This window comes from Streptosporangium oxazolinicum (assembly GCF_039537505.1).
Lineage (GTDB): Bacteria > Actinomycetota > Actinomycetes > Streptosporangiales > Streptosporangiaceae > Streptosporangium > Streptosporangium oxazolinicum.
On sequence record NZ_BAABAQ010000003.1, the window covers coordinates 502,485 to 515,344 of the forward strand.

Sequence of the window (12,860 nt, forward strand, 5' to 3'; positions counted from 1 at the left end):
CGACAGGCGACCGCCCGCTACCCCGTCACGCCCTCATCCCCCCGGTACGAACGAAGGAGAAAGCCACATGCCCCCCGCGATCACCGCCGAAGGGCTGGTCAAGAAGTACGGCGACGTCGTCGCCCTCGACGGGTTGGACCTCTCCGTCCCCCAGGGCACGGTGTTCGGCCTGCTCGGCCCCAACGGCGCGGGCAAGACCACGACCGTGCGGGTCCTCACCACCCTCCTGAAACCGGACTCCGGCCGCGCCACGGTCGCCGGGTTCGACGTCGTCGCCGACGCGCACCGGTTGCGCGCCCACATCGGCGCCTCCGGCCAGTACGCCGCCGTCGACGACCACCTCACCGGTGCCGAGAACCTGGAGATGGTCGGCCGCCTCTACCACCTCGGCGTCAAGCGCAGCAGGCAGCGGGCCCGCGAGCTGCTGGAACGCTTCGACCTGACCGAGGCGGCCGACCGCCCCGTACAGGGGTACTCCGGCGGCATGCGACGCCGCCTCGACCTGGCCGGAGCGCTGGTCGCCGATCCGCCGGTGCTCTTCCTCGACGAGCCCACCACCGGCCTCGACCCCCGAGCCCGCGCGGGCCTGTGGGACACCATCTCCGAGCTCGTCGCCGACGGCACCACCGTGCTGCTCACCACGCAGTACCTGGAGGAGGCCGACCGGCTGGCCAGGACGATCGCGGTGGTCGACCACGGCCGTGTGATCGCGCTCGGCACCGCCGACGAGCTCAAGGACCAGGTCGGCGGCGACCGCGTCGAGCTGACCATGACCAGCGCCGCCGACCTGGACGTCGTACGGCGCACCCTGGCCCCGCTGGCCGTGGGGGAGATGCGGACCGACGACGCCGCGCTCCGGCTGACGATCCCGGTCGGCGACGGCACGGCCTCGCTCACCACGGCCCTGGGCCACCTGGCCGCCGAACGTGTCGCCGTACGCGACGCCGGACTGCGGCGGCCGACGCTGGACGAGGTGTTCCTCACCCTCACCGGACACCAGGCCGGGGAGCCCACCACGACGAAGGAGCCCGTCCGATGAACGCCCTCCAGATGGCCGTCTCCGACGGCATGACGATCACCAGGCGCAACGTCCTCAAGATCAGGCGAGCACCCGACCTGCTGGGCGGCGTGATCATCCTCCCGATCGTGTTCGTGCTGCTGTTCGCGTACGTCTTCGGCAGCATGATGAGCCTGCCGGGCATGTCGTACCAGGAGTACATGATTCCCGGGATCTTCGTTCAGACGATCGTGACGAGCGCGCAGATCACCGGCTACACGCTCACCCTGGACCTGCAGAAGGGCATCTTCGACCGGCTCCGTACGCTGCCCATGTCCCCGTCGGCGGTGCTGACCGGCCAGACCTCCAGCGACGTCCTCATGAACGTGAGCAGCGTCGTCGCGATGACCCTCGTCGGGCTGGCCGTCGGCTGGCGCATCCACTCGGAACCGTACCGGGCCGTGCTGGGCTTCCTGTTGCTCCTGCTGTTCGCGTACGCGTTCTCGTGGGTGACCGCGACCGTCGCGCTGGCCCTGCGCAAGCCCGAGGTCTTCAACAACATCGCCACCATCGTGTCGATGCCGCTGGTCTTCCTGTCCAACGCCTTCGTCGACAGCACCCGCCTGCCCGGACCGCTGCGGGTCGTCGCCGAGTGGAACCCCGTCTCCACGGTCGTCCAGGCCGCCCGCGAACTCTTCGGCAACACCAACGCGGCCATGCCGGTGCCCGATGCCTGGCCGCTCCAGCACGCGGTGGCGGCGACGCTGCTCTGGTCGGCACTGCTCCTGGTCGTGTTCGTCCCCCTGTCCATCCGGCTGTACAAAAGGGCGGTCAGTCAGTGACGGCGCACGCGGAACCGTGGACACGCGTCTCCGACGGAGAACGCGACAGGGTCGTGCGACGGCTCCAGCAGGCGTTCGCCGACGGGCGCCTCGGCCCCGGCGAGATGGAGGAGCGGCTCGAACGCGCGCTCACGGCGACGTCCCACGGCGACCTGCTGCCGACGGTCGCCGACCTGCCGGACGACCCGGACGACCTGGATGACGTGGTCCAGCTGACACTCACGGGCGGACGCATCAGGCGCTCGGGCGACTGGCAGGTCCCGCGCCTGCTGCGCGTCGAGTCCGAGTACGGCGGGGTGCGGCTCGACCTGTCCCGGGCCGTCGTCCGGCATCAGGAGATCGACATCGAGCTCCGGCTCGCCTACGGCTCCGCCGCGATCGTCCTGCCGCCCGGCGCGACCGCGAACGCCGACGGGGTCCGCACCTCATGGGGCAGCGTGATCTGCGCGGCGCCCGGCCGCGCACGTCCGGGCAGGCTGCACGTTCGGATCACCGGAGAGCTCGGCTACGGCGGCGTGCGCGTCCGCACCCCGCGCAGGTGGTTCGGCCTCCGTCGCTGAGGGCACCCCTCGCCGACCGGGGGAGAGCAAGGTCACGAGAGGTCATGGGAGGCATCGTGAGCGACCGGCCGGACACAGGGAGCGTTTCCACCTGCCTGCGCCGTCGCGCACGATCACCACCGCACCACGCCGGGCGACCCCCTGGTCAACCCCTTGGGCCTCCGGCTCCAAGAAACCGGGGAGCCGAGGTTCCCCGTGACACGAAAGCCGAGTTCAGGGACCACCGCGATACCCGGCGGCGCGTAGCCGCGTGACGATGCCGTCCAGGCCGCAGGGATCGGCCCAGCGGGAGGCCGGATTGATCTCCTCCATGCCCCCGATCACCTTCAGGCCACTGCCGAGGAGCGCCCCCTGCGGATGGGTCGTGTAGATCGGCGTCCCGGCCGGAAGAGCGGCGCGGTCCTTGATCGTAGGCCACTCCTCCCGGGTGTTCTGGGAGACGAACAGCAGAACCCTGGTGCCCTTGGGCACTCCCCTCCGGAAGTCGGCCACCGAGTGAACCGGGGTCTGCTTCTTCCATATGCCGCCCTGGAAGAATTTCACGTAGACCACGGCGGCGGACCGCCCCTTGAATCGCTCGGTCACCCGCACCGGCATCAGCACGTGGTGCGTACGGTCGCCGGGGATCCCTTCCTCGACGACCGGTCCCGGCAGGAAGTCCTTGACGGTTCCCGCGACGACCAGCGGCATCTTCGCCGCGAGTTCCTCCGGGGAGTTGAGGGGGTCGTAGTCGAAGGTGGTCTGCCGGAGCAGTTTGACGTTCAGCTTCCTGGAGGGGGCCGGAGAACACTCGGATCCCGACTCCGTCCTCATCGGGGCCGGAACCGGGGTCAGGGCGGAAGCGGGGGCGGCCGACGCGCCCGCGCTTCGAGCCGCGGTCGCGGGCGCGCCGCAGGCGGTCAGCGCGAGGAGAAGCGGAAGCAGAAGCGGGGGGACAACCGGTCGCATGATGATGAGACGTCGGCGGGCCTCGTCCGGTTCAGCCCTTCAAGGGACGCCAGGACCGTGAAGCCACGCGCTTTCACGGGACACCAGGTCAGGGACGCCAAGCCGTCAAGTCGCATCCTTTCAAAGGACGCCAGGTCGTGGGACCGCGTGTTTTCAAAGGACGCCAAGCCGTGGAGCCGCGTGAGAACCGGCCGAGGAGAGCGCGAGCGACCGTCGCGGGAATGGAGACGGGCCCCGTCCGCGCCGACGCGCTCACGTCGCGTGCGACGGGAGCTGGACGCCGGTCAGCTTGGCGCACTCGTCCAGGAGGCCGTCCTGCGTCTCGGACGACCGCGCGGCGGGATGGGCGAAGCACGGTTCCTGGTGATGGAAGTAGCCGCCGGTCACGGTGGCCTCGGGGTCCTGGCTCGTGGCCAGCCACGCCTGCGTCACGGGCCCCAGGGAGAGATCGTCGGGCGCGCCCGGACCCCCCATCTTCGTCGGGACCCAGCCGGGTTCGAGCGCGTTGGACAGCACGTCCGGCCACCGGCGGGCGACGGCGAACGCCAGGACGACGTCCAGCAGCTTGCTGTCGGCGTACGCCCGCGAACCGTCCCAGGTCCGGGCGGTCCACTGGAGGTCGTCCAGCCTGGGGTCTCCGCCGCGATGCATTCCGGAGCTCAGGTAGACCAGCCGGGCGGGCGGGGTGATGAGTGCCGTGAGCAGGTACGGGGCGAGCACGTTGACCGCGAAGACGTGGGCCAGGCCGTCGGCGGTCTCGATCCTGCTCGGCTCCCGGTATCCGACGGCGGCGTTGTGGATGACCGCGTCGTAGCGATCGAGCTTGTTCGCCTGGACGGCCACGGACCGCATTCCCTCGATGGTGGTCAGGTCGCCGATGAGGACGGCCTCCGCCTCCGGCAGCGCGTCGCGCGCGTCACCGGCGCGGGTGTCGTTGCGCGCGTGCAGGGTGACTCCGTGGCCGTCGTGAGCCAGCAGCCGGGCGGCCATGAGCCCGAGGCCGTCGGTGGAGCCGGTGATCAGAATGCGTGCCATGAAAACGATCCCCTTTTTCAGAACATGCTTGTCGTTAACTACCCACGGGACGGGAACACACGCCGCCGGACAGGCATCAGGCCAGGTCAGCCCCCTGGCAGACCGTTTCCTGAAGCCCGGGAACCGTCGGCGGCCCGACGCGGCGGGCGTGGTCGTCCCTTACCGCCACCCGAAGGGGACATCGTGGCGATGGAAAACGCCTTAACCGACAAACATCGACATAACGGATGCCTCAGACGCGCTGAATGGCCCCGTCGGACAGCGCCACGACGGTGACGCCGAAGTCGTGGATGGTCGCCGACAGCTCGGCGGGCGAGAGGCCGGGGGCCACGACGACGAGGGAGCCGCGCATCAGCGCCAGCCCGATCAGCGTCGTCATCGCCAGGCTGCACCTCAGGGGCCAGGTCACCAGGAGGACGTCGGACTTGCCCAGCTCGACGCCCTCGTCGAGCGTGTTCATCCGCGTGATCAGGTCGTGGTGGGTGAGCACGCCCCCGTCGTCGATCAGGAGGGCGGGCTGCACCGCCGGATCGAGGAAGGGCAGCGGGACGGGCTCAAGGAGCAGCAGGTCGGCGAAGTCGACGGTGTCACGGGCCTGGCCGAACGCGATCACCTGCCGGACCCGCGAGTCCTCCACGGCCCGCAACGACGCGTCCGCCAGGCGCGGGGTGGTGATGAGCAGCCGCGCGTCCCACTCGGCCAGCAAATCGGCCATCTCCTCGCATCCGGAGGTGATCGGCGCCGCCACCCCGCCCGCCGCGATGACGGTGTGCACCGCCAGCGTCTGGGCCACCGCGCTGTCCACGTGGATCCCGGCCACCTGGCGCCGCCTGGCACCCCGTCTCACCAGGCCCGACGCTCCCCGCGTCACCTCCGCGGCCAGACGACGGTAGCCGTACACCACCCCGGCACCGAGGTCGATGAGTGCGGGTCGATCACCTCGACCGTGTGCGTAGCCGAACACCGCTTCGGTGAGGGTGCAGCTGGTTGACGGGGAGGTGGGTCTCATTCCGCCGACGGTAGGGCCGTTCCATCCATGCGGGCATCCGCAGATGTATGTAGATGACTGTGTATTCGATTCCCTGCCCCGTGGCGGGCGCCCGATCCGCGGGTTCCGGGGCCGCGGCGACAGGCGGGAATCGGGAGAAGGGCCGGAAAAAGCGATGGGCGGGCCCGAGCCCTGCGCGACTCGAGCCCGCTGTCGCATGACCCATGGCCCAGGTCCCCACCCCTCCGAGGAGACCTCGGCCATCAAACGGGGACACGCGACGTCCGCAGCGTGCTCGACCGAGACGCCCGGGATGGTGTGGACCTGCCGTTCCGGACCGGAACTGTGACCGGCACGGTGCGGAAGGCTGGACGTCATCGGTCGAACACCAGGAAAACGTACGGCGCGCGGCGGGCACGACACATGCTCCGGACTGCGTATCCCGAGATGTATCTTCACAACCCCAAATGTGTAGCCCGGAGTATGTAGAACTCACACGCGCCCGACAAGACACGTGAGCTCGCGGGCCTGCGGACCGGCGGGCTAGGAGCGGTTCTGCTCGATGACCCAGGTGGCCACCTGGGTGCGGGAGGAGAAGCCGAGTTTGGCCAGGATGTTGGCGACGTGCCGGGCCGCGGTGGCGGGGCTGATCACCAGGTCGTCGGCGATCGCCTTGTTGCTCATCCCCCTGGCGATCAGCTCGGCGATCTCCCACTCCCGGCAGGTCAGCGTGGTCAGCGGGGCCACGACCGGATGCTTGCCGAGGATGGGCGTCTCGTACGGCTCGTCGAACTGCAGCGCGTAGCGGACCGCCTGCTCCTGGGACATCTCCTGGCCGTGCGCCCACAGCTGGGCGACCAGCGCGTCACCGAGGCGCACCCGGGCGGGCTGGAGCAGCTCCTCCATCCGCGCCCCGAACCCGGGCGGCGGCAGCACGGCGTCGCTCATCGCGTTCCTGATCGCGGCGGACGCCCCGGCCAGGCGTACCGCCCGGCGGTCGTCCTCCTCGGCGAGCGCGAGCTGCGCGAGCGTCTCGATGCGGCGGGCCACGCCGAGCCGCTGGCCGGTCCCGATGCACAGTCGCAGGCTCTCGGTCAGCCTGTCCCGCGCGGTGACGAGGTCTCCCTGGGCCAGCGCGATCCGGCCCAGCCCCGACAGGCAGGTGACGGCCTGCCAGTGGGCGGTGATGTCCTGGAGCATGTCGAGGGCACGCTCGTAGTGGGCGCGGGCCTCGGTCAGGTCGCCGCGGAGCCAGGCGACCTGGGCCAGGCCGATGAGGGCGACCGGCGCGGCCCAGTGGTTGTCGAGCTCGTGGGCGATGGCCAGCGCGGCCTCGAAGGATCGCTGTGACTCCTTCGCCCTGCCCTCCGACAGCGCGAACGTGCCCTCCATGGAGCGGATGACCGTCTCGTGCCAGGGGTCGTCGACCGTGCGTACGGCCTCCAGCGCGTCGTCCAGCAGGGACCTGGCCCTTTCGGGGCGCCGCTGGTAGATGGCCACCCAGGCGAGGATGGCCAGCGCGCCGCTGAGCGGCCCGTACAGGCCCGCCTCGCGGCACAGGTCGACCGCGGCGGTGCAGGCGATCTGCGCGGTGTCGGGGTCGCCCTGCCCGAAGGCCACCTGCCCGCGCAGCGCGAGGGCGTCGCCGCGTACGCACGGCGCCAGCTCCTCGGGGGCGGCGTCGAGCAGGCGGTCGAGCCACTTGTCGGCCGGGGTGAACCTCCCCCCGGCGATGATCGGCCAGCGCAGCAGGACGAGGATGCGCAGCGCGCTCTCGGGATCGCCCGCCGACTCGACCGACCAGCGCACCGCCGCCCACACGTTGGCCTGGAGCTCGTCCAGCATGACGAGCATCGGGCAGATCTCCGGCCAGGTCGGGCGGGGGCGCCGGACGATCGTCTGGTGGATCCGGGCGGCGACCTCGATCATGTGGTCGCGGTGCAGCCGCCGGAACTCTGGCTCCTCCCCCGAGGCGTCGAGCTGCTCGGTGGCGTACTCGCGGATCGTCTCCAGCATGCGGTAGCGCGTCTCGCCCGCCACCTCGGCGTCGGCGAGGACGAGCGACTTGTCGACCAGGTCGCAGAGCACCCCCAGGACGTCCTCCGCCCACAGCGCGTTGCCCGCGCAGACCTGCTCGGCCATGTCGAGCGTCCACCCGCCGGTGAAGACCGCCAGGCGGCGCAGGAGGATCCGCTCGGGCTCGTTGAGCTGCTGGTAGCTCCAGTCGACGGTGGCCCTGAGCGTCTGCTGCCTGGCCGGGGCCGTCCTGTCGCCCGCGGACAGCAGCCGGAACCTGTCCCTGATCCTGGCGTTGATCTGCTCCACGGTCAGCACCCTGCACAGGGCGGCGGCGAGCTCGATGGCGAGCGGCATCCCGTCGAGCGCCTCGCAGAGCCCGGCGATGTCGGCCGCGTTCTGCTCGGTGACGGAGAAGGCCCGCGAGGCGGCGGCGGCGCGCTCGGCGAACAGGCGCACCGCCTCGCTGGTGTTCAGGAAGAGCCGCACCGCCTCGCCGGTGCCGAGGTCGTGCTCGCCACTCCTGGGCAGGGTGAGCGGCGGCACCCGCCACACGGTCTCCCCCGCCACCCGGAGCGGCTCGCGGCTGGTCGTGAGGACGCGCACGTCGGGGCAGACGGTGAGCACGGCGCGGCAGAACCTCGCGGACTCCTCGATGAGCGACTCGCAGTTGTCCATGACCAGCAGGAGCCGCCGGTCGCCGAGCGCGTCGATCAGGGTGTCGGCCAGCGCGCGGGACGGCTCGGCCTTGACCCCGAGCACGGCGGCCACCCGGGGCTCGATCTGGTCGCCGCGCACCGCGTCGGCCAGCTCGACCAGCCAGACACCGCCGGGGAACTCCCCCGCCACCTGGCTCGCGACCCGGACCGCCAGCCTGCTCTTGCCGATGCCGCCCGCCCCGCAGAGCGTCACCACCCGGGCGACGCCCAGCAGGTCGGTGAGCTCTTCCACGTCGGCTTCACGCCCCACGAAGCCGTTGGGTTCGAGGGGGAGGTTGCCTCCGGTGAGGGAGGCGTGTGCGGTCTCCTGGGTCATCGGCTCTTAACAGGTAGCGGACAGAACCGTCACAGAAAGTGTGACATCAATTACCGAACCATGCCCAGTCTTACGCCTTTTCCGGCCTATGGGATTACCCTGCCCCGCCGTGACCCCCCACGGCCATCCGATGGCCATCCGATGGCCATCGCCGATACGGCGACTCACACTGCTCCCATGACGGACTCCCCCGCCGCCGCGGCCCCCGAACTCGGCGAGCTCAGCCTCTCCGAGTGGTATGCGCACACCGACAAGATGACGAAGGTCGGCTTCCTGACCATCGCCCGCAGGCTTCCGGCGCTGGTGTCGCAGGCCATCAGGCTGGCGTGGCTGGCCAGTCCCCGCGACACCGCCGTCGCGATCACCCTGAGCCTGCTGAGCGGGGTGTTCACCGCGTTCGGGCTGCTCGCCACGACCGGGGTGCTGTCGGCGCTGTTCGAGGCGGGACCGACCCCCGAACGGGTGCGGGCCGCCCTGCCCAGCCTGATCATGGTGGGGGTGGCCGCGACCCTGCGTACCCTCACGCAGGCGGGCGCGGGCTGGGCCCAGTCGCGGCTGGAACCCCAGGTCGGCCGGATCGCCGAGGAACGCCTGTACGGGCTGACCAGCCGGGTCGGCCTCGCGGCCTTCGACGACCCCGACTTCCACGACGCGCTCCAGCGGGCCAGGGCGCGCGGGGTCTCCATGGCGGACGAGGTGGTGGGCACGGCCATCAACACGCTGACCGCGATCATCGGCATCGTCGCCGCGGCGGGCGTGCTGGGGGTGCTCCATCCGATCCTGCTGCCGCTGCTGGTACTGGCGGTGCTGCCCGACGCGTGGGCGGCGGTCCGCTCGGCCCGGATGCGCTACACGACCATGTACGCCCTGATTCCGGCGAACCGCCACAAGTGGATCATTTCTACGCTACTGGCGGAGCGCGACCCGGCCGCGGAGGTGCGCTCGTTCACCATGCGCGGCTTCCTGATGCGGATGTACGACGTGGTGGCCACGGCCGAGCAGAACGTCCTGCTCGGCCTGGCGCGGCGGCAGATGTTCGCGCGGATCGTGGGCGAGGCGCTGGGCGGCGTCGGCACGGCCCTGGTCTACGTCGCCCTGGGCGTGCTGCTGGCGATGGGCGCGGTCCCCCTGGCGGTCGCGGGCACCGCCGTGCTGGCGATCCGCTCGGGCCAGACCTATCTGGCCAACCTGATGTACGCCACGAACCGCCTCTACGAGGAGGGCCTGTACTTCACCGACTTCCTCGACTTCTGCGCCGAGGCCGAGAGCAGGCTCCCCGCCGGGCGCCCGGCAGAGGCGCCGGAGGGCTTCGAGCGGATCACCGCCGAGAACGTCGTCTTCACCTATCCGGGCTCCGCCGTCCCGGCCCTCCAGGGACTCACGGTGACCATCGGCAGGGGCGAGGTGGTCGCTCTCGTCGGGGAGAACGGCTCGGGCAAGACCACGCTGGCCAAGATCCTGTCCGGGCTGTACGAACCGGACAGCGGCCGGGTGAGCTGGGACGACACGGACCTGGCGGACGTCGACCCCGACACGCTGAGAAACCGCATCGCCGTCATCGCCCAGGACCACACGCGCTGGCCGCTGACCGCCCGCCACAACATCAGCATGGGCACCGACAAGGGAGAGCCCGCGCTCGTCGCCGCGGCCGAGGTCGCGGGTGCCGACCAGGTGGTGGCCGAGTTGCCGCACGGCTACAGCACCCTGCTCGACCGGCGTTTCAAGGACGGCCACGAGCTGTCCGGCGGCCAGTGGCAGCGGATCGCGGTGGCCCGCGGTTTCCACCGGGACGCCCCGCTGCTGATCTGCGACGAGCCCACCGCGGCCCTGGACGCCCGCGCCGAGCACGCCCTGTTCGAACGCATCCGGCGGCACGCCGACGGGCGTACCGTGCTGCTGATCACCCACCGGCTGGCGAGCGTCCGCTACGCCGACCGGATCTACGTCCTCGACCACGGCGAGGTCGTCGAGCACGGCACCCACGACGAGCTCATGGGTCTCGACGGCCTCTACGCCGACCTCTACGGCCTCCAGGCCAGGGCCTACTCCACCTGACCGCCGGGATGCCCCGACGACGGCCTCCGTCATCTCCGGGCGAGAACCTTCCCTGCCGGACATCGCCTCCGGGCGAGAAACCTCTCCGGCCCGACGCCGTCCAGGACCAGGGTCTCCCCGACCCGACACCACCTCCGAGCGAGAACCTTCCGGCCCGATGCCGCCTCCGGGCCGGGGGCTACTCGGCCTGGCCGCCCAGGAAGGCCTCGATGACGGCCCTGGCGATGGGGGCCGCCACCCGCCCGCCCGGCCCGCCGCCCTCGACCAGGACCCCGACGGCGATCCGGGGGGAGGCCGCCGGGGCGAAGCCGCCGAAGACGGCGTGGTCCTCGCCCTGAACGGCGTTCTCCGCGGTACCGGTCTTCCCCGCGACCTTCACCCCCCGGACGGCCGCGGCGGTGCCGGTCCCTCCCCTCCCGGTGACGGCGATCATCATCTCCGTGAGCCGTTCGGCCTCCTCGGCGCCGAGCGCGCGGCGGTACGGCGAGGGCTCGGTCACGTCGATCACCGTGCCGTCGACGAGGCTGACCTCGTCCACGAGGTGGGGGCGCATCAGCGAGCCGTCGTTGGCCACCGCCGCCGCGATCATCGCGATCATGAGCGGGGTGGCCCGGACGTCGAACTGGCCCAGCGCCGACATCGCGGTCTGCGCGTCGTCCAGCACGGGCGGATAGACGCTCCTGGCCACCGGCATGGGCACCTCCAGGTCGTCGGTGTCGAATCCGAAGGCTTCGGCCCGCTCGCGCAGCGCGTCATGGCCGAGGTCGACCCCGATCTTCGCGAAGGGGGTGTTGCACGAGAGCCTGAACGCCTGGAGCAGCGGAAGGGCACCGCCACCGCAGGCGGCGCCACCGGAGTTGCGCAGGTAGGTGCCGGTGCCGGGAAGGCGGAAGGACTTCGGGGCGCTGACACGGGTGTCGAGGTCGTAGCGCCCGGAGTCGAGCGCCGCCGCACTGGTGACGATTTTGAAGGTGGATCCCGGCGGGTAGTTCCGCTGGATCGCCCGGTTCAGCAGCGGGTCCGCGGGGTCGCCCCGCAGCCGCTTGTCCACCCTGTCGAGGCCGGCCGCGTCGAAGCTCGTGTAGAGGTTCGGGTCGTACGAGGGCAGGGAGACCATGGCGAGGATCGCGCCGGTGCGGGGATCGATCGCGACGACGGCGCCGGGCTTTCCCGTGGCGCGCAACCCGTCGTAGGCGGCCCGCTGGGCGCCGCGGTCGACGGTGAGCCTGAGTGTGGCGCCGCCGCGGGTGCCGTCGACCAGCCCGCGCACCTTCACCCGGGGGTCGTTCCCGGACAGCAGGGCCTCCTCGGCCTGCTCGACACCGCCGGTGCCGGTGCCGTAGAGCGAGAAGTGCCCGGTGATCGCGGCGTAGAGCGGGCCTCCGGGATAGATCCTCCGGTATCGGTAGGTGGCGTTCCTGGCCTTGCGGCTGGTCGCGATGACGGTGCCGTCGCGGAGCAGGATCCTGCCCCGGGGACTCTCGAAGCGCGCGATCATCGTCCGCTGGTTGCGCGGGTCCTCGTTGAGGCGCTCGGAGTCCAGCGCCTGGAGGTAGGTCACGTTGGCGAGAAGGGCGAACAGCATCCCCCCGCACATCAGGGCGACGTGGCGCAGCGGAATGTTGATCCGGCGCGCGCGTGGTGCGACCATGACCCCTCCCCGGACACCCGACCCCGAATACCGGTTTAACAGCCGGACCGAAAAGGGCACCTCGACCAGGGGCAAAGCCGTCGTACGGCTTCTGAACGGCCATAAGCCTCAGGGCTCACGGCAGGCACGAGCCGCGCGGTCATCCGGCCCGCCGACACAGACGGCGCGAGTCACCCGGCTCCCGTTCTCCCACCGACACCGACACCGACACCGAACACGGACGGCGCGGGCGAGGCGGGCGGCGCGGCTCTCAGCCTCCCGCGACACGGGCGGCGCGGTCCCCGATCTCCCGCCGACACGGGCGGCGCGCGTCACGCGGTTCCCGGTCTCCCGCGACGCGGGCCGCGCGATCTCTAGTCGACCACCGAGCGGTAGTAACCGATCTTGTTCCGGATCGCCACCTGCTTCTCGCGCAGGTTCTCGACCTGCTCCTGCACCCGCCGGTCGTGGGCTTCGAGCAGCGCGATGCGGTCGCGGACCGTGTGGTCACCCGCCCTGGTCATCTCGGCGAAGCGAAGCATCTCCGCGATCGGCATGCCGGTGTCGCGCAGGCAGCGGACCATGCCGAGCCAGCCGATGTCCTCCTGGGTGAACCGGCGCTGCCCGGCGGCGTTGCGGCCGATCGACTCGAGCAACCCGATCCGCTCGTAGTAACGAAGCGTGTCGAGGCTGAAGCCGGTCTCCTCCACCACCTGTCCCGGTGTGTAGACACTCACGCCCGTGGGCCCCATCA

10 protein-coding genes are annotated in these 12,860 nt (G+C 71.1%); 4 read left to right on the forward strand and 6 right to left on the reverse strand.

All coding sequences use genetic code 11. The features are described 5' to 3' along the window. Positions 1–67 precede the first annotated feature (67 nt). The 3 genes from ABD817_RS11735 to ABD817_RS11745 are packed head-to-tail and all read left to right on the forward strand — an operon-like array spanning position 68 to position 2,399. Complete coding sequence (locus ABD817_RS11735) at positions 68–1,039, forward strand: ATP-binding cassette domain-containing protein (RefSeq protein ID WP_344917849.1); 972 nt, start codon at positions 68–70, stop codon at positions 1,037–1,039. Further along, a complete protein-coding gene (locus ABD817_RS11740) occupies positions 1,036–1,839 on the forward strand; it encodes an ABC transporter permease (RefSeq protein WP_344917850.1) in 804 nt (267 codons plus the stop codon). The genes ABD817_RS11735 and ABD817_RS11740 overlap by 4 nt, the downstream gene beginning before the upstream one ends. Then, positions 1,836–2,399 (forward strand): DUF1707 SHOCT-like domain-containing protein, encoded by a 564-nt coding sequence (locus tag ABD817_RS11745; RefSeq protein WP_344917851.1) that lies wholly within the window; start codon positions 1,836–1,838, stop codon positions 2,397–2,399. Before ABD817_RS11740 ends, ABD817_RS11745 begins: the two co-directional genes overlap by 4 nt. A 213-nt stretch (positions 2,400–2,612) precedes the next feature. Here ABD817_RS11745 and ABD817_RS11750 read toward each other — a convergent pair whose 3' ends face one another. The 4 genes from ABD817_RS11750 to ABD817_RS11765 all read right to left on the reverse strand — a co-directional run bounded on the left by ABD817_RS11750 (position 2,613) and on the right by ABD817_RS11765 (position 8,421). After that, positions 2,613–3,347: a hypothetical protein gene (locus ABD817_RS11750; protein ID WP_344917852.1), complete on the reverse strand. Its 735-nt coding sequence runs from the start codon at positions 3,345–3,347 to the stop codon at positions 2,613–2,615. 252 nt (positions 3,348–3,599) lie between these two features. Then, positions 3,600–4,382 (reverse strand): SDR family NAD(P)-dependent oxidoreductase, encoded by a 783-nt coding sequence (locus tag ABD817_RS11755; protein WP_344917853.1) that lies wholly within the window; start codon positions 4,380–4,382, stop codon positions 3,600–3,602. Between the two features lie 232 nt (positions 4,383–4,614). Further along, positions 4,615–5,391 (reverse strand): AMP-binding protein, encoded by a 777-nt coding sequence (locus ABD817_RS11760; protein WP_344917854.1) that lies wholly within the window; start codon positions 5,389–5,391, stop codon positions 4,615–4,617. Between the two features lie 522 nt (positions 5,392–5,913). Beyond that, positions 5,914–8,421, reverse strand: a complete 2,508-nt coding sequence (locus ABD817_RS11765; RefSeq protein ID WP_344917855.1) for a tetratricopeptide repeat protein — start codon at positions 8,419–8,421, stop codon at positions 5,914–5,916. Between the two features lie 177 nt (positions 8,422–8,598). Between ABD817_RS11765 and ABD817_RS11770 the strand changes: the two genes are divergently transcribed. Then, a complete protein-coding gene (locus tag ABD817_RS11770; protein WP_344917856.1) occupies positions 8,599–10,476 on the forward strand; it encodes an ABC transporter ATP-binding protein in 1,878 nt (625 codons plus the stop codon). Between the two features lie 178 nt (positions 10,477–10,654). Here the strand turns inward: ABD817_RS11770 and ABD817_RS11775 are convergent, their stop codons facing one another. Further along, positions 10,655–12,127 (reverse strand): peptidoglycan D,D-transpeptidase FtsI family protein, encoded by a 1,473-nt coding sequence (locus ABD817_RS11775; RefSeq protein WP_344917857.1) that lies wholly within the window; start codon positions 12,125–12,127, stop codon positions 10,655–10,657. A 353-nt stretch (positions 12,128–12,480) separates the two neighbouring features. After that, a complete protein-coding gene (locus ABD817_RS11780) occupies positions 12,481–12,843 on the reverse strand; it encodes a MerR family transcriptional regulator (RefSeq protein ID WP_344917858.1) in 363 nt (120 codons plus the stop codon). Between the last annotated feature and the right edge of the window lie 17 nt (positions 12,844–12,860).